This window comes from Sporosarcina sp. UB5 (assembly GCF_050859005.1).
Lineage (GTDB): Bacteria > Bacillota > Bacilli > Bacillales_A > Planococcaceae > Sporosarcina.
Genome location: NZ_CP125984.1, coordinates 1,166,976 through 1,190,124 on the forward strand (window position 1 = coordinate 1,166,976; position 23,149 = coordinate 1,190,124).

The window sequence follows — 23,149 nt, forward strand, 5'->3', positions numbered from 1 at the left end:
AGCGAGGCAGGGGAGACCCCGCAGGGAGCGTAGCGACCGAGGAGGCTCACCGCTCGCCCGCGGAAAGCGTCCGCCCGAAGCGAAATCCCAGTAGTAACCCCTCCATAAGGGAACAGCTGTACAACGGACGCTTCAACACGTAAAATTATACAAACGTAGCCTAACGAAAAGAGGGTCACAGTGAACATAAAAGAAATAATCGTCGTAGAAGGAAAATCGGATACAGTTGCAGTTAAAAGAGCGACAGGGGCAGACACAATTGAGACGAACGGGTCCGCAATCGACGAAAAGACATTGGAACGGATTCGACTCGCCCAAGAAACACGTGGAGTTATCATATTTACAGATCCAGACTTTCCGGGTAGAAGAATCCGCTCCATTATCGAAGAACGGATTCCGGGCGTCAAACACGCATTTTTGCATAAATCGAAAACAATCGCGAAAAATGGACAAGGGCTTGGCATTGAACACGCAAAAGATGAAGATATTAAAAAAGCATTGGAAGCAGTCTATTCCGTTGATATCCAACCTATCGAGGAAATTCCATTACGGGTCCTGCTAGATGAAAGGCTCATTGGGCATCCTGATGCGAAAAGACGGCGCGACAGGCTAAGTGAATTATTGCAAATTGGACAAGTGAACGGCAAAGGATTGAAAAAGAGACTTGAAATGTTCCGGATTGGGCAACATCAATTAATGGAGGCATTGAAAGTCCTGCAAGAGGAGGATGGCCATGAATAAGGATATTGCAACACCTATAAGAACAAAGGAAATCTTAGAGAAGCACGGGTTTTCATTCAAAAAAAGCTTAGGTCAAAACTTTTTAATCGACCCGAATATTTTACGTAATATTGTTTCGCATGCTGGGTTAACCGAGAAGACGGGCGTCATTGAAATTGGCCCGGGTATTGGTGCATTGACGGAGCATCTGGCGCGGTCTGCGAGGAAGGTCGTCGCATTTGAAATTGATCAGCGTCTGCTACCTGTGTTAGAAGATACATTATCGCCATATGACAATATTACGATCATTAATCAGGACGTCCTTGAAGCGGATTTAAACAAAGTCATCGAGGAGCAGTTTGCCGGATATGACGATATTGTCGTCGTAGCGAACCTTCCTTACTATGTAACGACGCCGATTATTATGAAATTCCTGCTCGGTAAAGTTCCGATTCGTGGCATGGTAATTATGATGCAAAAGGAAGTGGCGGATCGCATCACAGCGTCTCCGAGTACGAAAGCATACGGATCACTATCAATTGCAGTCCAATACTATATGGATGCCGAAGTTTCGATGATTGTTCCGAAGACAGTATTTATCCCACAACCAAATGTTGAATCGGCAGTGTTGACGTTAACAAAAAAAGTAGGACCTCCTGTCGATGTGATAGACGAAGACTTCCTATTTGAGGTTGCAAGAGGTTCATTCGTTCAAAGAAGAAAGACGTTGCTAAACAATCTGCAATCCTCTTTGCCGGATGGAAAGTTAAAAAAGGAACAAATTCTTCAGGCATTCGAGCAGATCGGCATGGATCCGGGCCGGAGAGGTGAGACATTATCCATCAAGGAGTTCGGGGAATTGTCGAATGCTCTGTATCCACAGTTCAAGATGTCTTAATAACTGGGACGATTCTTAGCTTTTTTAATCGAAAAAAGTAAAAAAGGAATTGACAAATATAAGGCTTTACTGATAAAATCTTCGTTTCAATTGACAGAACTTTTTAAAAGTGTTATACTTATATCCAGTGAGGTGTAAGCGACGTGCCAAAAACATTAGCGGACATTAAGAAGTCATTGGATGCTCACTTGGGGAAACGTTTGCATTTAAGAGCAAACGGCGGCCGTAAGAAAACGATTGAACGTGCCGGAATTCTTCGTGAGACATATCGGGCAGTTTTTGTTGTTGAACTGGACCAGGATGAAAATGCTTTTGAAAGAGTGTCTTACAGCTACGCGGATATTTTGACTGAAGCAGTCGAAATAACAGTTCTGGATGACGGGGATGCGACTGCGTTCATCGTCAAATAAGTTTTTATAGCAATCATGTATTGTTTTTTATTAAAATGCCTATGTACTTCTATTCGGAAGTGCATAGGTGTTTTTTTATTGCCTATGCCCATACTATACGTGTCAGTCGATAAGGAGGAAAAACCTAATGGCGAGAAGACGAAGTATAATGTCTGAGCACTTGAAGGAAGAGATTGCTAAAGAGCTTGGCTTTTACGATGTTGTTCAGCGGGAAGGTTGGGGAGGTATCAAATCGCGTGACGCCGGAAATATGGTGAAGCATGCCATTCAGATGGCTGAACGTGGAATGGCGGAAAAACGAAACGACAGCTAAGATCCACCCATCTCATGAACGACTGACAAAGGAAGAGCTGCATGGATGTCGTTACAGACGCCGTGCAGCTCTTTTCTTTCTAAATTGACACGGTTTCGCATTTTCGTTTACGGTTCTCTCCTCTATGCAGTTGTTCTGCGTTTTTTGGGGGTGCAATCCATTCGCCCTATGGTAAAATGGGAACAATGACAAGCTTGGAATGGAGGGGGCTGGATGTTATATGAGAAAGCACCTGCAAAAATCAACCTGACACTCGATGTCCTACATAAACGCCCCGACGGTTTTCATGAAGTGGAAATGATCATGACGACAGTCGATTTGGCTGACCGTGTCTGGCTTCGCCCATCAAATGACGGACGCATTAACATAAAAGTATCCGAGCGATTCGTTCCGAATGACAAGAAAAATCTTGCCTATCAAGCTGCGGATCTGCTTCGACGGAAGTATGGTATCCGCGATGGTGTCGAAATAACGCTCGACAAAAAAATACCTGTTGCTGCAGGTCTAGCGGGCGGCAGTTCGGATGCGGCGGCGACTTTACGAGGATTGAATCGGCTTTGGAAGTTGCAACTGAGCGCGGAAGAATTGGCGAATATCGGCTCGAAGATTGGATCAGACGTGTCGTTTTGTGTCCATGGAGGGACGGCGCTTGCGACAGGGCGCGGAGAGAAAATCCAGCAGTTACCAGCACCGCCGAACTGTTGGGTCATCCTCGCAAAGCCTTCGATTTCTGTTTCTACAGCAGATATTTACCGAAACCTTGACGTCAATTCCGTCAAGCATCCTGATACAGCAAGTATGCTAGAAGCATTGCACTCAGGAGATTATGACAAAATGTGCGCATCCTTGGGCAATGTACTGGAGCCGGTGACGATGAAACTCTATCCACAAGTCGTCATCTTGAAGGAGAAAATGGAGCAGTTCGGAGCAGATGCTGTCCTGATGAGCGGAAGCGGCCCGACTGTTTTTGGATTCGTTAAACAAGAAGCGAGAGTCTCAAGGATTTACAATGGACTAAAAGGCTTCTGTAAGGAAGTGCATGCAGTCAGAATGACAGGAGAACGTTTTCTGCTTGATTAAAGACGTATAATTATGATAATGTACGAATAAAATATTCGGGTTTAGGGGTTGTTTATGATGAAGTGGAAAAGGAGCGGAAGACTCGTCGATATGACGCGTCATCTATTGGAAAATCCTCATACACTTATACCGCTCACTTTCTTTTCCGAGCGCTATCATGCGGCAAAGTCATCCATCAGCGAAGACCTGGCAATCGTCAAGGAGACGTTTGAAGAGAACGGGACGGGAAAATTGATGACGGTATCGGGTGCTGCGGGTGGAGTAAAATACATTCCGCATGTTTCCGAAACGGAAGTCCGTGAAGTGATGGCCCTTATTAAAGAAAGTCTTGGCAGGTCAGACCGCCTGTTACCAGGTGGTTATTTATACATGACGGATTTTTTAGGGGATCCTAAAATAATGGACCGGATCGGAAAAGTATTTGCATCTGCATTTGCGGATACGGAAATAGACTTAATAATGACGGTCGCCACGAAAGGCATTTCGATTGCTCATGCGATTGCTCGCCACTTAAATGTCCCGGTCGTTATCGTTCGTAGGGACAGTAAAGTGACGGAAGGGTCAACGGTCAGTATCAATTACGTGTCCGGCTCCACACGGCGTATCCAGACGATGGTATTGTCGAAAAGGAGCATGAAAAGTGGTAACAAAGTATTGATTACAGACGATTTCATGAAAGCGGGCGGAACGATGGCTGGCATGAAAAATTTACTCGAGGAATTCGACTGCGAGCTTGCGGGAATTGCCGTCCTCGTAGAAGCGGAACATGCTGAGGAAGTGCTCGTCGACGATTATCTTTCTTTAGTTAAGCTCCGTGCAGTAAACGAGAAGGATCGAACAATCGAACTTGAACAAGGAAACTATTTTATGAAGGGTGGAAAAACGAAATGAATTACGTAGCGACAGAAAATGCACCAAAAGCGATCGGGCCATATGCACAAGCAGTGAAAGTGAACGGATTGGTCTACACATCCGGGCAACTTCCGATGACATCGGATGGACAGCTCGTCGAAGGGACAATTGAAGAGCAGACGAACCAGGTCTTCGCTAACTTGAAAGCCGTATTAGAAGAGGCAGGCTCTTCCCTTGATCAAGTTATCAAGGCGACAGTGTTCATTAAGGATATGAATCAATTCGCAGCATTAAACGACGTATACGCAAAACATTTCGGCTCACACACGCCTGCACGCTCAACTGTGGAAGTGGCGAGATTGCCGAAAGATGCAGCAGTTGAAATCGAAGTCATCGCCCTTGCCGGCGAATAATTCATAAGTGGTGGCCGGTCGAAATGAGCCGGCCGCCATTTTTTTTACTTAAGTTGACGGAAAAAAAGCTTTTTTGGAAAAAGTTTTAAAAAATAAAAGGGAAATGCTTACTTTTGTAGAATATAACCCATGAGCCGAGTATTAAAAGATACATTAAAGGGAGTGGGGAAATAATGGAAGTGACTGATGTTAGATTGAGGAAGGTTGAGACGGACGGCCGAATGAGGGCGATTGCATCGATTACCTTGGACGGTGAGTTTGTTGTACATGATATCCGTGTCATTGAGGGGAATGACGGGTTATTCGTCGCGATGCCAAGCAAGCGAACACCCGAAGGAGAATTCCGAGACGTCGCACATCCCATCAATACGTCGGCAAGGATGAAAGTCCAAGAGGCTGTCCTATCTGCGTATCATATGGCCGAGGAAAAAGGTGTGTTGGAAGAAGCTGGAGCATGAATTATGGAGTATAAAAGAAGCACGGAGCCAAGAGATATTCTCTGGTTTTGTGCTTTTTTGGTTCAACAAAAAATGAAAAGAATAATATTAAAAGAATTACATCATATTGTCAAGGGGGTATAGTTGAAATTTATACTATTTTCGGCTATAGTCAATAATGAAATTATGGATGGAGGCCAGCAAATGACGAATACATATGCCATCGTCCTTGCTGCAGGGCAAGGGACGCGGATGAAGTCCGATTTATATAAAGTATTGCATCCTGTCTGTGGAAAACCGATGGTCGCACACGTTGTTGACCATATACTCGAAATCGGCGCGAAAAAAATCGTAACGATTGTCGGTCACGGCGCGGAAAAAGTGGAGGAAACTCTCGGTGAGAAATGTGAATATGCACTTCAGGCAGAGCAACTAGGCACAGCACATGCAGTTCAGCAAGCTGAGGACCTGCTAGGTGAGCTTGAAGGAATTACGCTCGTCGTCTGTGGAGACACACCGCTTATCAAGTCGGAAACGATGCAAGCATTAATTGCGCATCATATCGACACGAAGGCGAAAGCGACAATCCTCACTGCACACGCTGACGACCCAACAGGTTATGGTCGTATTATCCGGGATGGACAAGGAAACGTCCTTCGTAACGTTGAGCATAAGGACGCTACACCGGAAGAGCGAAAAGTGACTGAAATCAATACAGGAACGTACTGCTTTGATAATCGCGCATTGTTCGAGGCTTTGAAAAAAGTGAAGAACGATAACGCGCAAGGCGAGTACTACCTGCCAGATTGTTTAGGCATCTTGAAGGCCGAACAGGCATTGATTTCCGCTTACGTAACCGAAGATTTCAGCGAAACAATCGGTATTAACGATAGAGTTGTTCTATCGGAAGCGGAAAAGGTAATGCGTCAACGGATTGCAGAATCCCATATGCGCAACGGTGTGACAATCATCGATCCGGGCAACACGTACATTAGCGCGGATGCCAAAATCGGCAGAGATGCAGTTCTTCAACCAGGCACGATGATCGAAGGACAGACGATCATCGGGAAAAAATGTATCATAGGACCAAACAGTCATATCGCCAACAGTGAAATTGGTAATTATACAACCATTCATTCGTCAGTTGTTCGGGACAGCATTATCGGTTCCGGTACGACAGTAGGCCCGTTCGCACATATCCGTCCGGAATCCAAACTCAGCGACAACGTAAGAATCGGCAATTTTGTCGAAGTGAAGAAGTCAAGACTAGGAGAAGGAAGCAAGGTTTCCCACCTCAGCTATATCGGTGATGCGGAAGTCGGCACACATGTCAATATTGGCTGCGGCACGATTACGGTGAATTACGACGGTAAAAACAAGCATACGACAACAATCGAAGACGATGTGTTTGTCGGGTGTAACTCCAATCTAGTTGCACCTGTAAAAATTGGAAAAGGCGCTTATGTAGCAGCCGGATCGACAATTACAAAAAATGTACCTGAAAAATCACTTGCAATTGGGCGCGCGCGCCAGGAGAATAAAGAAGGATACGTAACAAAATTAAATCTTAACTAACCAGGGGGACCATGATGGCTAATCATTATCCTAATGATAAACTGAAGATATTCTCGTTAACTTCCAACGAAACACTTGCACAAGAAGTGGCGGACGAAATTGGACGTCCACTCGGCAAGTGCTCCGTCAAACGATTCAGTGACGGAGAAATTCAAATTAATATCGAAGAAAGTATCCGAGGCTGTGATGTCTTTGTCATCCAGTCCACTTCTAATCCAGTCAATGATAACCTAATGGAGCTCCTCATTATGATTGACGCATTAATGCGCGCATCCGCCCGTACGATCAATGTCGTTATGCCTTATTACGGCTATGCACGTCAGGACCGTAAAGCGCGTTCTCGTGAGCCGATCACGGCGAAGCTTGTAGCCAACTTGCTTGAAAAAGCCGGTGCAACTCGCGTCATCGCTATCGATCTTCATGCACCACAAATTCAAGGCTTCTTTGACATTCCAATCGATCACCTCGTAGCAGAGCCGATTTTGACAGAATACTTCAAAGGAAAAGGCTTGGAAGGAAGCGAACTTGTCATCGTATCGCCAGATCATGGTGGAGTTACACGGGCACGAAAAATGGCGGATCGCATGAAAGCGCCAATTGCAATTATCGACAAACGCCGTCCACGTCCAAATGTTGCCGAAGTAATGAGCATCGTCGGGAACGTCGAAGGGAAAACAGCTATTTTGATCGATGACATCATCGATACAGCCGGTACGATTACAATCGCAGCGAACGCGATTATCGAAAGTGGTGCGAAAGAAGTGTACGCTTGCTGTACGCATCCCGTGCTCTCCGGCCCTGCCATCGAAAGAATCGACAATTCCAGAATTAAGGAATTGGTCATTACGAATTCAATTGAACTACCGGAAAGCAAAAAGTCCCCGAAAATTAAACAATTATCAATTGCTAAACTTTTGGGAGAAGCTGTTATCCGTGTGTTCGAAAAGAAATCTGTCAGCACGTTATTTGAATAAGCAGACAAGCTAATTTATGTCGTCTGATTTTGGGTATTTCAAGAGATAGAATAACTTTTTTTAGGAAAGGTGACTACGCAAATGAGTACAGCAATTCAGTCGGTATCAAGAGATGTAAAAACAAGATCAGCATTAACAGCACTTAGAAATGAAGGGTTTGTTCCATCCGTCGTTTATGGATATAACACAGAATCTACACCAATTGCCGTAAAAGAACGCGAGCTACTGACTACATTGCGCGAAGTTGGACGCAATGGCGTTATCAAGCTAGAAGTTGACGGCAAGAAATTAAACGTCGTATTGAACGATTTTCAGGAAGATGCTTTGAAAGGTGATATTCGCCACGCGGATTTCCTTTCAATTGACATGACTGAAGAGCTTGAAGTTAACGTTACCGTACAACTTGTCGGCGAATCTGTCGGCGAGAAAGAGGGCGGAGTTGTACAACAACCGAACCGTGAAGTGACGATTAAAGTTAAGCCTTCAGATATTCCGGAGTTCTTTGAAATCGACATTTCCGAAATGCAAATTGGTGATACAATTGCAGTTGCGGACGTACGCGCGAAATCGAAGTTTGAAATTCTAACTGATGATGAGTATCCACTCGTTCTTATCTCTGCTCCACGTTCCGAAGAGGAATTGGAAGAGCTTGAAGGCGATGTGGAGGCAACGACTGCAGAACCGGAAGTTATCGGCGAAAAAGAGGAAGAATAATAAGCAACTGTTGGAGCGCACGTGTAAAAGCGTGCGCCCTTTTTATAATCCATTCAAAAGGAAGATACGCCTTATGAAAATGATAATTGGCCTCGGAAACCCGGGGAAGCAATATGAGAAGACTCGGCATAACGTCGGATTCCATGCAATCGATGAATTGGCTCGTCGACTAGACGCGCCCGCAATGCAAATGAAATTCAACGGCGCTTATACGATCATCCACCGTCCTGAGGGGAAAGTGATGCTCGTCAAACCTTTAACATACATGAATCTTTCTGGCGAATGCGTAGGGCCGCTGATGGACTATTATGACGTGGAGCTCGAAGACATCGTCGTACTTTACGACGACCTAGATCTCGTTCCGGGCAAATTGCGTCTGCGCCAAAAAGGGAGCGCTGGTGGCCATAATGGCATGAAATCACTAATTGCTCATCTTGGCTCCGATACGTTTAATAGAATCCGGATTGGAATTGGTCGCCCAACAGGTGGCATGAAAGTATCTGATTATGTATTGTCCCCATTTAGTAAGGAAGAACAGCCGCTAATTGAAGAGATGGTAGATAAAAGCGCTTCCGCTTGTATGGATTGGCTAAAGAGCCCGTTTTTAGATGTGATGAATAACTATAATGGTTCCTAAGGAATAATCATCGGCGCATCCGCCTATACTTTGTTAAAAAGGGGTCGATGAAACCGATGAAACCAAAAACCATTCGTTATTCATGTAGACATTGCAACTCCGAAGTCGGTAGTATCCCGCTCGCATCTGCCGAAGAGATAATCCGAGAACTGCAAAAGGCTGAAGAAGGACATAACGAGCAATTTCTCGAGTATGATGAAAACGGTTCGATGACAGTTCGATGCATTTGTGAACAATGTGAACAGTCGTTACGAATGAATCCAAATTACTATGCATTACGAAAATGGCTTCAATAATGTTTTATGCTTTGGCGTATCGTGCGCGCAAAGCTTTTTTCACTTCAATTTTTTTATAGCAAAGCGAGGAAAATAATCATTGGATGCGCTCATAGATTTATTTCTACAAGACAAAGAGATTACTAAAGTAGTTGAGGAGTTGAATACAGGACAGGACCGTCAATTACTGGCGGGTCTTTCGGGTGGCGCAAAGGCCGTCTTTTTCAAGACTGTCCAGCAGTCCGACGGGAAGCCAATCCTCATCATCACTCCCAACATGCTGCAAGCACAACGTACATACGAAGACCTTGTGAAAATGCTAGGCGATTCACTCGTTCATTTGTATCCGGCAGAGGAATTAATCGCTGCCGATTTTTCTGTGTCCAGTTATGAACTGCGCGCGAGTCGTATCGATACACTCGATCATATGGCACGTGTCGGCAAGGGGATTTACATTACGCCAGTTGCTGGAATGAAGAAACTTCTTCCTCCAAAAGAGAAATGGCTTGAAAATTCCTTGTCAGTCAACTTGGACGACAGCATCGATGTAGATGAATGGATTCGAAAGCTTGTGGAAGTGGGCTATGGGAGACAGGAAATGGTAACCGCGCCGGGCGATTTCGCTCTTCGGGGCGGTATTTTAGACGTCTATCCATTGAATATGGAAAACCCGATTCGGATTGAGTTGTTTGATACCGATGTCGACTCCATTCGAGCATTTTCTGCGGAAGACCAACGCTCGACCGACAAACTAACAGCAGTGACGATTCTTCCCGTAACAGAATACATTTGGAACGCCGCTGAATTATCGCAAATTGCTTCGAATTTGGAAGAAGCTCTTAGCGCAAGTTTGAAACGGATGAAAAATGAAGAAACAAAAGAAGCCCTTATGGCGAACATGACCCGGGACATCGGCCTTTTGCGAGATCGTGTAGTGCCGGAAGGAATGCTGAAATATGTATCGTTTTCAGACCGTGTTCCATCCTATCTTGGCGATTATTTTCCGGAAGATGGCATTGTTTTATTTGACGAAATCGGCCGGATTGTGGAAGTGTCTTCTGCTCTTGAAAGTGAAGAAAAGGAATGGTTTCTATCGCTTCTTGAAGAAGGAAAGATCGTCCATGACGCGAAAATCTCGTTTTCATTCGAAGAGATGCACAAAATGCTCGATCAGCCAAAGTCGTACTTATCTTTGTTCGTTAGAGCTGTGCCGGGCATCGTCCTGAAGAAAAATGTTTCGTTCTCTTGCAAACCGATGCAGGAATTCCACGGGCAGATGAACTTGTTGAAAAATGAAATAGAACGTTGGCAGCAAGGGAAGTACAATATTTTCATCGTTGCTGATGGGGAAGAGAGAATGGCGAAGGTCCAATCGATTCTAAGAGATTACGAGATGGACGCGGCATTGAACGGCAAGCCGACAAATTCGGGAACAATCTCAATTATTGAAGGGGATCTGTCCGCAGGATTCGAAATGCCGTTCCAACGTCTTGCGGTTATTACGGACGCGGAGCTGTTCAAAGGGAAGCCGAAACGGAAAGCCCGTCCGCAGAAAATGACGAATGCGGAGCGCATCAAAAGCTATTCGGAAATTAAACCCGGAGACCATATCGTCCACGTCCACCACGGAATCGGTAAATATTATGGCGTCGTAACACTTGAAGTGAACGGCATTCATAAAGACTATCTCGATATCCGCTATCGCGCGGAGGACAAACTTTTCGTTCCGGCAGATCAAATCGACCTTATCCAGAAATATGTCGCATCTGGGGAAAAGGAGCCGAAACTCCATAAACTTGGCGGCGCTGAATGGAAAAAAACGAAGAGCAAAGTGTCAGCTGCAGTTAAAGATATCGCAGACGATCTAATTAAGCTCTATGCTAAACGTGAATCGGAAAAAGGATATGCGTTTTCAACGGACGATGACTTACAACGTTCCTTCGAAAATGCGTTTCCATATGACGAAACGGAAGACCAGCTCCGTTCCATCGCTGAAGTAAAACAAGATATGGAGAGAGAGCGACCGATGGATCGGCTTCTTTGCGGTGATGTCGGGTACGGGAAGACGGAAGTGGCAATTCGTGCTGCCTTCAAGGCGGTCGCTGACGGGAAGCAAGTTGCGTTCCTCGTTCCGACGACGATTCTTGCCCAGCAACATTACGAGACGATGAAGGAGCGGTTCTCTGGATTTCCGGTGGAAGTCTCCCTATTAAACCGCTTCCGTACACGAAAACAGCAGACGGAAACATTGAAAGGGTTAAAGGCTGGCACGATAGATGTCGTCGTCGGCACCCATCGTCTTCTTTCGAAGGACGTCGTCTATAAAGATCTTGGTCTGCTCATCGTCGATGAAGAGCAGCGGTTCGGCGTGTCCCACAAAGAAAAGCTGAAACAGCTTAAAACGAATGTGGACGTTCTCACATTGACGGCGACGCCAATACCACGGACATTGCATATGTCGATGCTCGGTGTCCGTGACCTATCCGTCATCGAAACGCCTCCAGCGAACCGTTTCCCAGTCCAGACGTATGTCATGGAGCATAATTTAGGTCTTGTAAGGGAAGCGATTGAGCGGGAACTAGGGCGCGGCGGTCAAGTATTCTATCTATACAACCGCGTCGAAGATATGACGCGTAAAGTTGATGAAATTAAACAACTCGTTCCGGAAGCACGGGTCGCTTTCGCCCATGGACAAATGAGCGAGTCGACGCTTGAATCTGTGATTTTAAGCTTCCTAGAAGGTGAATACGACGTCCTCGTCACGACGACGATCATCGAGACGGGAATCGATATTCCAAACGTTAACACACTCATCGTCCATGATGCGGACCGGATGGGCTTATCCCAGCTATACCAATTGCGTGGACGGGTCGGACGGTCGAACCGCGTCGCATATGGCTATTTCCTCTATCAACGCGACAAAGTATTGACGGAAGTTGCGGAAAGTCGCCTGCAGGCAATTAAGGAATTTACGGAGCTCGGATCTGGATTCAAAATCGCGATGCGTGACTTGTCAATTCGTGGTGCAGGGAACTTGCTCGGTGCTCAACAGCACGGCTTCATCGATTCTGTCGGTTTCGATCTTTACTCACAAATGTTGCAAGAAGCAATCGAAGAGAAACAGACAGGCATCGTGAAATCAGAAATTCCGGATGTTGAGATTTCCTTGCCAATCAATGCGTACTTGCCGGATACGTATATCCGAGACGGATTCCAGAAAATCCAAATGTATAAACGTGTCAAAGCAATCGAAAGCGAAGAGGATTACTCTGAACTCTTCGATGAAATGACGGACCGGTTCGGTGATTTGCCGTTTGAAGCAGATTTGTTGCTGCGCGTCGGAAGGATAAAAGCGTGGGGACGCATGGCAGGCGTTGAATCCATCAAAAAACAACGTTCCATTATCGAAATCCGCTTATCCGAAGAAGGGACAGCTACGACGGACGGCGCTAAAATTGTTGCAGACTCGATGGAGTTCGGCAGGGCTGTAGGCTTTACGATGGAAGACGGCCGGCTCATCATCACGGTGGATGAACGCCATACGGGTAAGAAAACCGAATTTGATGTGCTCGAAGAGATGATGAGAATTTTACAATCGGCAATGAAAGAGCCTACATCAGCAAGTTCCGGCTAAAGGAACTATTGCATAAAATGTCCAAACATGATGCATACTATATCCGAACGGAAGACGGTTTTAATTTTTGGAAAGTGAGGCATCATGCATGAAAGCAACAGGAATCGTGCGCAGAATTGATGATCTAGGGAGGGTGGTCATCCCGAAGGAAATTAGACGAACGCTTCGCATACGTGAAGGAGATCCGCTTGAAATTTTCACCGACAGGGATGGCGAGGTCATTTTAAAGAAGTATTCCCCTATTTCCGAGCTCGGTCAATTTGCGAAAGAGTACGCAGAAACACTATACGAAACCCTCGGAACACCTGCCCTGATCAGTGACAGAGATGAAATGATCGCCGTATCCGGATTATCGAAAAAAGATTATTTGAACCGCCAATTGGCTCCGGACGTGGAGGATATTTTAAAGGGCCGCACTATTGTAACGGAAAAGCTTGAAAAGGCAGTGGAATGGGTGCCTGGACAAGTCGAGCAAGTGAAGTCCTATTGCATCGCCCCAATCGTAGCGGGCGGGGACACAATTGGCGCAGTTTATTTGCTATCGAAAGTCCATTTCATCGGGGAAGCCGAACAAAAAGCAGCAGAAACCGCCGCGCATTTTTTGGCGAAACAGATGGAACAATGAAAAACAGCCTGCCCGTACCGAATAGAATCGGTACGGGTAGGCTGTTTTTTGTTTGTCGGCAATAGCCTCGAACGAATAACTTCGTAATAATTCCGAAAAAACAAACCTTGGCAGCTTGAGAATCGTTTAGTATATAGGGAAAGGGGTTGAAGCTGTGACAGGTACGAATGAAATAAAAGAATTAATGTTTCAATACACGGAGTATTTAATTCGGCTAGCCTATTATTACGTAAAAGATCTCCAAGCAGCAGAAGACATTGTGCAGGAAGTATTCATAAAGTTTTACAACAGCCAACATAATTACGAAGAACGAGGCGAAGTAAAGGCTTTTTTAACGAAAATGACGATTAATAAAAGTAAAGATTACTTGAAAAGCTGGACCTATAGAAAAGTAAAGTTGCAAAACAAATTATTCCTATCAAAAACCACAATGAATCCTGATGAATTGGTTAGAAAGGATGAAGAAACACTAATCGGAGAAGCAATTCTTCAATTGCCTATAAAACAACGAGAGGTTCTCATATACTTTTATTTTCACGAAATGACGATCGTTGCGATTGCAAGTCTATTATCCATTCCTGAAAACACAGTCAAAACCCGATTACGACGCGGTAGGGAACTGTTAAGAAATCAGCTGATAGGAATTGAATGGGAGGTACTGTTAAATGGATAAATTCATTCCTACTGAAGTGAAAGATTTAACGGAAAGTAAAAAAAGGGTTATGCGAAACGTTGTAGATGAGATCCAAAACAGATCAAAAAGACCAAAAAGACCAAAACATAATTGGAGATATGCAGTAATTGCCGCTGTAGTAACAATGAGCGCAATGATTTTTGTCTTAAACGAAGTATTGACTGAAAATGAACCATCTGTAGCCGACCAACCGTCTCCAGCGAAAATAGACATAGATTTATCAAAACCTATATTCTCCGAAGAACAAGGGTTATTTTTTCTTGAAGGCGTAACATTAGGTGACTCCCAATCAAAAGTAATCGAAGTCTTAGGTGAGAATTTTACAATTGTGCAAGAGGATAATAGTGAGGCAGACGTTATAATAAATTATGATGGTCAGGCGAAATTCTTTTTTATAGAAGATCAATTAGATTCAATCGTATTCATGAATGTAGATGAAGATTACTTTGACAAATTATTTAATGACTACGGTGGGTTTAAATTTATAATTCATCGGTATCTTGATAATGATAATCGTTTTTTCTACTCCAAGGAGACTTCTCATATACTGCATGCATCAACGATGTCTATGGATGGAAATCTAAACTTATCCCTATTTCATGTTGGACCGGATCAGTGGGGAAAAGAAGCAGAATATCTATATATGACGCAACAGAATATCAAAAATCAACACCTTTATTCAACCAACATGGATATAGATTTCGCTAAACCCACATTCTCTGAAAAAGAAGGTTACCTATATATTCACGGAGTAACATTAAGTGACTCGCCATCAAAAGTAATTGAACGATTGGGTAATAATTATATAATCGGGCAAGCTGATGGAAGTGATTCTGATTTCCTCATAAATTATGATGGGCTAGCGAGTTTCCAATTTTATAATGATAAATTAAGTTCAATTGTATTAATAAAAATAGATAAAGATTACTTTGACGAATTATTTACTCATTATGATGGATTTAAATTTATTTCTTCAACGCATGAAGATGAAAACGATCGTTTTATCTACTCAGAGGAGACGGGTCAAATAATAAAAGCAACAACACAAGTTCCTAATAAAGATCTTTATTTATATATAAGTTATCCTGGACCAGAACTATGGGGAAATCCAGAAATGAAAGATATTCCGAATCCCTGGAAACAACCATAAATGCAAATCGTAGATTATTTGCGCGTTAATGGGATAAAACTTTTCAAAATAAAGTTCATTCATACCTGAAAAAAAGAGCACGTAGCCAATTCGGCTATTGCTCTGTTTTTTTGGTTGTTGGTACGTTGAAGAATAAACTATTGAGTATACTCTATAGCACTTTTCGCTACTATGAATGGTTTTAAGGTAAAGAATACGACTGCTACAATGATTATTGAGGAAAATAAGTTGACCGGGAAATAGATGCCTTTTTCGTATAAGGCGCCATAGATGATTGTTCCTATCGGCATCAGGATCATGCTTAATGTGCCGTTGATTGAAAATACTCTGCCTTTAAACTCGTCAGGAATCGTCTTTTGCATATACGCTGACATTGGAATTGATATGAATTGGAAAACAAGTGCCATCGATAAACCAATCAACGCGATATAAGCCATTGATGTGACCGTATTCATCTCGACATAAGCAGGCAATGTAAATGAGAGTAAGAACAGAGCAACGACGATGAAGGCATACTTCACTACGTTAAGAGGACTTGTAATTTTCTTTTTCGATAATAGTAGACTTCCTACTAGTGATCCAACAACAAAGATGGTGCTTACGATTCCGACCTGTTGTGGGGTGAAATTCAATTCTTTAATCATGATGGTTTCTGGTAAAACGCTAAAACTTGCAGCGCCCACAGCGTTAATCACGACCGATAATATTAATAACTGTTTTAACACATCCGATTTTAAGATAAATCGATAGCCAAAGCTGATTTTGTCCCAAAAAGTTTTGAACCAGTTTTCAAAGCTTTCTCGCTCATTAATCACTTCAAATTTCTGTTCGCTAAATTTCAAGAAAAAATTCAAAAACAGAGATATCATTTGCATAATAAAGAAAACAAGAATCATCGATTGTAATGTTAAGAAGCCATAAATGATTCCCGCTATAATGGGGCCTAAAAGCATGATTGTCGTTTTATACATCGTAATCTTACCAAGTGTCTTTTGAATGTTTTCCTTATCGAACAATTGTGTCATGCTCGCTTCGAAAGCATTGAATATAACGGGAGTAATAACTGACCGAACTGCCGTGATGAAGAAAAGTGCATAAATATTAAAGCCGAAAATGGCAATATACAAAGATAGTAGAAATAACGTCAACGCAGATAGCGCCTCAAAAGACAGGACAATCTTTTTCCTGTTCATGCTATCTACCATTACTCCGGATATTGGTAAAGCAACAATGGCCCCAATACTTATAATTGCAGTATTGATGGAAAAGTACAGCGCAGATCCTGTCTCCTGTAAAATAAAATACGAAATTGAAAATGTATAAACCATACCACCTAGCGATACAACAATTGTGCTAAGAATATAAATAAAATAGTTTCTCCCCATACAGATTCCCCTTTGTAATCATTTCAGTCCATTCGTACGCTCTTCTTAATACCATCTAGTGATTAAAAGATATCCAAACCATATCCTCCTTTTCGAAAGTTAAATTTAATTTAACAAAATAATAGCACGCATTTACTTTCGTTACAAGAAAAAGTTAAGTATAATTTAACTTGGATGAAAAGAGGGGTGTTCTTGTTGAGTACTTTAGGTGAACGGATCAGGGCGATACGAAAACAGAGGAAGATGACTTTGGATGCTTTGGCGGGAGAACAGATGACAAAGGCAATGATGAGCTATATTGAGAACAATAAATCGAAGCCGTCGATGGAAAGTCTTTCATACATTGCGGAGCGTCTTGGGGTCAAAGTGTCCGATCTATTGGAGGATGTACATCCACAGGAGTTACGGGAAGTATTAAAGACAGTGGAAAATATCTTTACTGGTGAATCGGAGGATAAATATAAGCAAATTATTGCTGCTGTCAGTCCGTATCAGGATAGGTTGGACCAGGGGTATGAAGCTGCTAGATTGTTGGAGTTGTATGGACGTTCCCTTTATTATGCTAAAAAGGACGGCTGGAATGAGTGGATAGATAAGGCGGCTAACCTTTATGAGCAACTAAATTTAACGAGTCGCCTTTCTGCTATCGGCATTTTCCAGTCTATCGTGAAGTACACTAAGCGTGAGTACGATGCTTCCCTTTCATTGCTTTTGGGTGAACGTACTAAAATCGAAGAACGAAATGGGCTCATTGAACCTATTACCCGTCTCGATTTTGATTATTGGGAGTCACTTCTTCAATTTGCAGTCGGCAATTCCGAAGAGGCTGTCCGAATCATGGATGAAGGGATAAAGTTTTCTAAGGAACAGCAGATCTTCTATCGCATCGTCCACTTGTATCAGCTGGCAATTGTGAATGCAATGATGAATAAAGATGTAAGCTCTATTCAGTATTATGAGCGTAAAATATTGAACTATGGAGAGTTTGCCGACGATCGGGACGCAATTCCTTTTACAAACTTTATAAAAATCCATTACTTAACTACTTATGAAAAGGACTATGGGGAAGCGTTGGAGCTTATCCAAGTGCATCATGATAACCATGGAATTGACGAATCGCACACTTCTTATTCCTTTATGCAAGAGAAAGGCAAGGCGCTTTATGGTTTTGGAAGATACGAAGAGGCGCTGGAATGTTTAGATAAAGTGAGCATACCAGACTACGCACACCATCCATTTGATTTATCAATTCTTTACGAGAAGGACGCTTATGCAGCTCTTTGCCATATGGCTTTAGGGAATAAAAAGGAAGCCAACCATGCGATTGAAATAGCGGTAGAAAATATAGCAAGCATGCCACGAACCCCTTATAAGGATTTCATAATGGAGACATATAGCATGATAAAAAGACTTTAAATATGGGTAGGGCAGAATCGCTTCCCTTTTCCAAAAGCATAAAACAGAAGTGAGAGCCCCTAATCAATTAAAAATCATGCTTAGGGGCTTTTAACTGTATCGAGTTTTTGTTTCTTTTCCAAACCTATTGGCCTTCTTGGTATTAAACAAAAAAGAGAAAATGTTTATTGGAGGAAGTAGCGAGCTTCCAGAGTTGCCCGCGTAGCAAATGAAACAATAAAAAACAGCCTTCACGTACCAGAAAAAAACCGGTCGTGTAGGCTGTTTTATGTTCTATTTAACGGACAATACGGACATTTCTCCGTGTCGGGCAGTTCCTTTAATAAGCAGCAAGTCGTCCGTTTGTAGTTTGCCATGGCGGCAAGTGCCTCTTCATTCTGTAAATATTGTTTGAATGGTGAGCGCCTCATATGTGGCTTCCAAGTTTCATCTTCCAATAAGTAATCAAGGTCACCTTGCGCATAAGTGCAATCCTCGTTGAGAAGCATGGAATACATCCAAAGCACATACCCCCATACATTCTCCCAAAGAATCAGCTTGGAAATATGCGCGCGCTTGCTCAAATATTCGATGACTGGATGCCCATATACTCCAAGAACGGAACTGATTGCTTCGTGCCGGTCTCGGACTTCATCGAATGAATCGGGCGGGATGGAAAACTGGATCGTTCCGTTTTCGATGAATAACGAGACTTCCTCCAACTTCCCGGTAAAGAGCAAGTTGAATTTGCTGAGCATATGCAGCATTCCTGCTATGAAGAAACCGTGCCTTCTCATATAGATAGAAGCCGCTACAGCATCTGTCGGCGCTCCAGTTAATGTTTGAATTTCCGAAAACAATTTTACGCTTGCCGTTTCCGACAAGATAGCTTGAGCATTCGAGAATGCATTAGGCTGCCTGTTCAGAAACACGCCAAATCGTTCTAACGATGCAATGTGCTCTTCATTCAGCTTAAGCACCTGCATTGCTTTTTCCTTCCTGCATGACGCAGCGTCCACGGCCGTATGGAACGCAATGTGGCGTTCCGAAAAGGGGATCCGTCGTCACTTGACATTCCATGCCGAACACCGCGCGGACGAGATCGCAAGTAATGATATTCTCCGGTCTGCCTTGCGCGTAAACGCCTCCATCTTTAATAGCGACGATATTATGGGCATAACGGGAAGCTAAATTAAGATCATGGAGCACCATGACGATTGTGCGGCCTTTCTGTTCATTCAACTCGAATAAAAGATCTAAAATTTCGATTTGATGAGTCATGTCGAGATATGTTGTAGGCTCATCCAACAGAATGACGTCCGTGTCTTGGGCAAGCGTCATCGCAATCCACGCACGCTGACGTTGACCGCCTGATAATGTATCAATTGCCTGGTCGCGCAAGTCGCTGATCTTCGTCGCTTCCATCGCGGCTTCAACTTTTTTCGTATCTTCCGCTGTCCAGCGGGAAAGCCATGATTGGTGCGGATAGCGGCCTTGTTTGACAAGATCGTGAACCGTCAATCCTTCAGGTGAGACGGGTCCTTGGGGAAGAATGCCCATCTTCTTCGCGACACTTCGGGAAGACATGGAATGAATATCTTTTCCTTCTAGCAAGACCGAGCCGTCCGAAGGCTTCAACAAACGGGCGATCGAACGGAGTAATGTCGATTTTCCACAACCGTTGCTTCCGACAAAGACGGTAATCTCGCCACGTGGAATTGCCAAATTCAAATTCTCGAAAAGAAGATGATTTTCATAGCCGATAGAAAGATTTTTCGTATTTATAGTAGGGTGCATAAGAGAATGCCTCCGTTTCATTTATCCTAAAGGAATGAACTCAATACTAAGAAGCATATCATATTCTCAAGTAATTGAGAATGATAATCAATATTAAAAAGTACTTTACAAATGAGAGTATAAAAGATTACACTACTAATTGATAATGATTATCAGTGTGGAGGGAACTACATGAATAAGTATATGAAAGCTTTTTTATTGCTGGCTCTTAGTATGATTTTAGTAGCTGGCTGTTCATCGAAAAAAACAGAAGAGAAGGGCACATCTAGCGAATCGTCGGAAAACAGTGTAACAATCGTCGGATCGAACGGTGAAGTGACACTTGATAAGCCTGCGAAAAAAGTCGTCGTGCTTGAATGGACGTACGCAGAAGATCTGCTTGCACTCGGCGTGCAGCCTGCAGGTATGGCGGACATCCAGGAATATCATAACTGGGTGAATATCGATGCGGAATTGAGCGATGACGTCGTTGATGTAGGCGGGCGGCAAGAGCCGAATTTGGAAGCAATCGCTGCAATTGAACCGGATTTGATTATCGGGGTCAGCTTCCGTCACGATGCGATACTGAAGGATTTGGAGAAAATCGCTCCAACAGTCATCTTCAACCCGTATCCGTCAGATGAATCAATTGACTTGTACAAAGAAATGACAACGACTTTTAATGAAATTGCGATAGCTGTAGACAAGACGGATGAAGCTGAAAAAGTGTTGGCGCACTTAGATGATAAATACGAGGAAGCGAAAGCTGAAATTGAAAAAGCTAATTTGAAAACGAAGGACGTCATCTTGACGCTTGCTTACACTGGTCCGCAAGCTCCTGAAATTCGTGTATTCACGCCAAATTCAATGGCTTCTCAAATCATTGAAAAAATCGGCTTGAAAAATGTGCACGTACCAGATCAGTTCGAAGTGTTCGGATCGAGTACATTTAATGTCGAAGGGTTGACGAAATACGAGGATGCAAACTATTTGTATACGGTGCAAGAAGAAGACAATGTATACGAAAAGCAGTTGAAAGACAATGCCGTTTGGAAAAACTTGGATTTCGTAAAAGAAGACCGACTATTTAACCTCGGTGGAGATACTTGGTTGTATGGAGGTCCGCTGTCAGCTGAAACATTACTGAACAAAATCGTCGATACGATGGTTAATAAATAATGGCGGGAAAGGCTTCGAGGAAAAGATCGTTGTTCGTTATGTTCAGCGGTCTTTTCCTGTTGGTCGTTTTATCCTTCATTCACCTGACGCAAGGCCAAGCTGAGTACACAGTTTCCCAACTGTTGAAGGAAGTTTGGGTGGAGGGACGCATTCAAGATATCGTGCTTTCTCTCCGGCTGCCGCGTTTAGCGATCGGTATTTTAGCGGGTGGTGCACTCGCTGTTGCGGGTGCTATTTTACAGACGTTGACGAATAACCCGCTGGCGTCTGCAAGCACGCTTGGCATTAATGCTGGTGCGTATTTCTTTGTTGTCGTTTCGATGATCTTCTTTCCATCATTGCTCGGCAATTTTCCGTTTTTAGTTGCACTTGCGGGTGCGGTGCTTTCGTCCGTCCTCGTCGTCGTTCTGGCTGGGAAGCAGATGGAACCTGTGCGAGTAGCTTTAACTGGGATGATTATCTCCTTGCTGTTTGCTTCCATGACAGGATCGTTGCAACTGTTGTTCGAGAATCAGACGAACGGCCTCTTTTTATGGGGATCGGGTACGCTTGTGCAGTTGAATTGGAGCGGCGTGACGTTTGCGGGTCCGATGATTATCGTTTTGTTCATTGCCGCGTTAGGTATTGCGAAGCCGATGGATATTTTGTCGTTAGGTGAAGATGTTGCATCGTCGCTTGGGCAAAATGTCCATTTCGTTAAATTGATGGCATGGGCGGCCGCGATTTTGCTTGCGGCGACGACGGTCAGTGTCGTCGGTCCGATCGGGTTCATCGGTTTAATGGCCCCGCATATCGTTAGGATGTTAGGCGTCCGTGGCCATTTGCAAATCTTTCTCCAATCGTTCTTATGGGGCAGTGTAATGATGATTGGGGCAGATGTGCTCGGCCGGTTGATTCAGCCGGGCCAGGAAGTGCCTGTCGGTGCGATGACAGCATTAGCTGGCGGACCTTGGCTGCTCTATTTAGCTTGGAAGACGGCGAAGTCACATACGAAAGGCGATCGCCAAATGGGTGGTGCATTGAAGCCGGTCAAACTGCCGATCGTCATTTCGATTGTCACTGTTTTGATCGTCGCTGTCTTTGCATTGGCATTTTCCTATAACGGAATGGCGTGGTCGCTCGATTGGATGAAACCTGTCGTCTGGAATTTCCGTGTGCCACGTGTGCTCACGGCATTCATCATTGGAGTGATGCTTGCACTTGCCGGTGTTTTATTGCAAGGGGTCTTACGGAATCCGTTAGCGGATGCAAGTGTGTTAGGCGTTACTTCAATGGGAGGAGCCGGAGCGATGTTGTTATTGGTCGCAATTCCGGCAATCCCTGTTCAGTATATGCCGCTTGGTGCAGTAGTAGGAGCGGCCATTGCTCTTGGCATCATTATGATGACGGCATGGAAAAACAATTTCCAGCCGATGCTTGTCGCGTTGATGGGGATTGCGATATCGGCGTTCGGTTCTGCAGCGACACAAGTTTTTGTCGTAAAGGCGAAATTGGCGGTCGCCGCGGCACTCGTTTGGCTATCAGGCAGTACGTACGGAAAAGGCTGGGAAGATGTGCAGCTATCGTTATTATTTCTCGTTCTGCTCATCGGTCCGGCCATCTATTTGACACGCAGCTTAGATGCATTGACATTCGGCGATGACGTGGCGGCTGGGCTTGGATTGTCCGTAAAATCGACGCGTGTCTGGGCATTGCTCATCGGAGTGGCAATTAGTACGGCGGGGGTCGCGATTGTCGGGACGATTGGCTTCGTCGGATTGGTGGCACCTCATATCGCCCGTAGATTAGTAGGTTTCCGCCATTTGCCGCTGCTCATCGTTTCGGGCTTGCTCGGCGGTTTGCTCTTAGTAACGGCGGATTTTGTCGGTCGCATTTTGATTGCGCCGAAAGACATCCCGAGTGGACTTGTCGTAGCGCTAATTGGCACGCCGTATTTATTGTATTTATTAAGGAAAATGAAATGAAACAGCCACACGTTCGTTTTACAACGGAGCGTGTGGCTGTTTTTACGTT

23 protein-coding genes are annotated in these 23,149 nt (G+C 44.0%); 20 read left to right on the forward strand and 3 right to left on the reverse strand.

Going from position 1 to position 23,149, the window contains the following annotated elements:
- Positions 1–180 precede the first annotated feature (180 nt).
- The 17 genes from rnmV (at position 181) to QM454_RS06230 (ending at position 15,401) form a co-directional block, all read left to right on the forward strand.
- Positions 181–741 (forward strand): ribonuclease M5, encoded by a 561-nt coding sequence (gene rnmV / locus QM454_RS06150; protein ID WP_432362905.1) that lies wholly within the window; start codon positions 181–183, stop codon positions 739–741.
- Positions 734–1,618, forward strand: coding sequence for a 16S rRNA (adenine(1518)-N(6)/adenine(1519)-N(6))-dimethyltransferase RsmA (gene rsmA, locus QM454_RS06155; protein ID WP_432362907.1), 885 nt, complete (start codon positions 734–736; stop codon positions 1,616–1,618). Before rnmV ends, rsmA begins: the two co-directional genes overlap by 8 nt.
- A 143-nt stretch (positions 1,619–1,761) precedes the next feature.
- The gene (veg, locus tag QM454_RS06160) at positions 1,762–2,028 is read left to right on the forward strand and encodes a biofilm formation stimulator Veg (RefSeq protein WP_432362910.1); all 267 of its coding nucleotides are present in this window, start codon (positions 1,762–1,764) and stop codon (positions 2,026–2,028) included.
- A 127-nt stretch (positions 2,029–2,155) separates the two neighbouring features.
- Positions 2,156–2,341 (forward strand): small, acid-soluble spore protein, alpha/beta type, encoded by a 186-nt coding sequence (locus QM454_RS06165; RefSeq protein ID WP_252505021.1) that lies wholly within the window; start codon positions 2,156–2,158, stop codon positions 2,339–2,341.
- 213 nt (positions 2,342–2,554) lie between these two features.
- Entirely contained in the window at positions 2,555–3,421 is an 867-nt protein-coding gene (ispE, locus tag QM454_RS06170; RefSeq protein ID WP_432362913.1) for a 4-(cytidine 5'-diphospho)-2-C-methyl-D-erythritol kinase, read from the forward strand.
- A gap of 57 nt (positions 3,422–3,478) precedes the next feature.
- Positions 3,479–4,312 carry a pur operon repressor gene (purR, locus tag QM454_RS06175; protein ID WP_432362916.1) on the forward strand — a complete coding sequence of 278 codons (834 nt, stop codon included), beginning with the start codon at positions 3,479–3,481 and terminating at the stop codon, positions 4,310–4,312.
- Complete coding sequence (locus QM454_RS06180) at positions 4,309–4,686, forward strand: RidA family protein (RefSeq protein ID WP_432362918.1); 378 nt, start codon at positions 4,309–4,311, stop codon at positions 4,684–4,686. Before purR ends, QM454_RS06180 begins: the two co-directional genes overlap by 4 nt.
- 173 nt (positions 4,687–4,859) lie before the next feature.
- A complete protein-coding gene (spoVG, locus tag QM454_RS06185; protein WP_432362921.1) occupies positions 4,860–5,144 on the forward strand; it encodes a septation regulator SpoVG in 285 nt (94 codons plus the stop codon).
- A gap of 183 nt (positions 5,145–5,327) precedes the next feature.
- Complete coding sequence (gene glmU, locus QM454_RS06190) at positions 5,328–6,698, forward strand: bifunctional UDP-N-acetylglucosamine diphosphorylase/glucosamine-1-phosphate N-acetyltransferase GlmU (protein ID WP_432362924.1); 1,371 nt, start codon at positions 5,328–5,330, stop codon at positions 6,696–6,698.
- 14 nt (positions 6,699–6,712) lie between these two features.
- A complete protein-coding gene (locus QM454_RS06195; protein ID WP_432362927.1) occupies positions 6,713–7,672 on the forward strand; it encodes a ribose-phosphate diphosphokinase in 960 nt (319 codons plus the stop codon).
- An 81-nt stretch (positions 7,673–7,753) separates the two neighbouring features.
- The gene (locus QM454_RS06200; RefSeq protein WP_432362930.1) at positions 7,754–8,386 is read left to right on the forward strand and encodes a 50S ribosomal protein L25/general stress protein Ctc; all 633 of its coding nucleotides are present in this window, start codon (positions 7,754–7,756) and stop codon (positions 8,384–8,386) included.
- A gap of 73 nt (positions 8,387–8,459) precedes the next feature.
- Positions 8,460–9,023, forward strand: a complete 564-nt coding sequence (pth, locus tag QM454_RS06205) for an aminoacyl-tRNA hydrolase (RefSeq protein WP_432362933.1) — start codon at positions 8,460–8,462, stop codon at positions 9,021–9,023.
- A gap of 56 nt (positions 9,024–9,079) precedes the next feature.
- Entirely contained in the window at positions 9,080–9,319 is a 240-nt protein-coding gene (locus QM454_RS06210; RefSeq protein ID WP_432362936.1) for an anti-sigma-F factor Fin, read from the forward strand.
- A 79-nt stretch (positions 9,320–9,398) separates the two neighbouring features.
- Complete coding sequence (gene mfd / locus QM454_RS06215) at positions 9,399–12,932, forward strand: transcription-repair coupling factor (RefSeq protein WP_432362939.1); 3,534 nt, start codon at positions 9,399–9,401, stop codon at positions 12,930–12,932.
- 88 nt (positions 12,933–13,020) lie between these two features.
- Complete coding sequence (gene spoVT, locus QM454_RS06220) at positions 13,021–13,557, forward strand: stage V sporulation protein T (protein ID WP_060205952.1); 537 nt, start codon at positions 13,021–13,023, stop codon at positions 13,555–13,557.
- Between the two features lie 154 nt (positions 13,558–13,711).
- Positions 13,712–14,230 (forward strand): sigma-70 family RNA polymerase sigma factor, encoded by a 519-nt coding sequence (locus tag QM454_RS06225; RefSeq protein WP_432362942.1) that lies wholly within the window; start codon positions 13,712–13,714, stop codon positions 14,228–14,230.
- Positions 14,223–15,401, forward strand: coding sequence for a hypothetical protein (locus QM454_RS06230; protein ID WP_432362945.1), 1,179 nt, complete (start codon positions 14,223–14,225; stop codon positions 15,399–15,401). Before QM454_RS06225 ends, QM454_RS06230 begins: the two co-directional genes overlap by 8 nt.
- 137 nt (positions 15,402–15,538) lie before the next feature.
- Here QM454_RS06230 and QM454_RS06235 read toward each other — a convergent pair whose 3' ends face one another.
- Positions 15,539–16,786 (reverse strand): MFS transporter, encoded by a 1,248-nt coding sequence (locus QM454_RS06235; RefSeq protein ID WP_432362948.1) that lies wholly within the window; start codon positions 16,784–16,786, stop codon positions 15,539–15,541.
- A 195-nt stretch (positions 16,787–16,981) separates the two neighbouring features.
- Between QM454_RS06235 and QM454_RS06240 the strand changes: the two genes are divergently transcribed.
- Positions 16,982–18,202: a helix-turn-helix domain-containing protein gene (locus tag QM454_RS06240; protein WP_432362951.1), complete on the forward strand. Its 1,221-nt coding sequence runs from the start codon at positions 16,982–16,984 to the stop codon at positions 18,200–18,202.
- A gap of 266 nt (positions 18,203–18,468) precedes the next feature.
- Here the strand turns inward: QM454_RS06240 and QM454_RS06245 are convergent, their stop codons facing one another.
- Both QM454_RS06245 and QM454_RS06250 read right to left on the reverse strand, forming a co-directional pair.
- Positions 18,469–19,167 carry a hypothetical protein gene (locus tag QM454_RS06245; RefSeq protein ID WP_432362954.1) on the reverse strand — a complete coding sequence of 233 codons (699 nt, stop codon included), beginning with the start codon at positions 19,165–19,167 and terminating at the stop codon, positions 18,469–18,471.
- Positions 19,154–19,978, reverse strand: a complete 825-nt coding sequence (locus QM454_RS06250; protein WP_432362956.1) for an ABC transporter ATP-binding protein — start codon at positions 19,976–19,978, stop codon at positions 19,154–19,156. The genes QM454_RS06245 and QM454_RS06250 overlap by 14 nt, the downstream gene beginning before the upstream one ends.
- A gap of 171 nt (positions 19,979–20,149) precedes the next feature.
- On the opposite strand from QM454_RS06250, the gene QM454_RS06255 reads away from it, so the two are divergent.
- Both QM454_RS06255 and QM454_RS06260 read left to right on the forward strand, forming a co-directional pair.
- Positions 20,150–21,136, forward strand: a complete 987-nt coding sequence (locus tag QM454_RS06255) for an ABC transporter substrate-binding protein (RefSeq protein WP_432362958.1) — start codon at positions 20,150–20,152, stop codon at positions 21,134–21,136.
- A 38-nt stretch (positions 21,137–21,174) separates the two neighbouring features.
- Positions 21,175–23,100 (forward strand): iron ABC transporter permease, encoded by a 1,926-nt coding sequence (locus QM454_RS06260; RefSeq protein ID WP_432363884.1) that lies wholly within the window; start codon positions 21,175–21,177, stop codon positions 23,098–23,100.
- Positions 23,101–23,149: the final 49 nt, after the last annotated feature.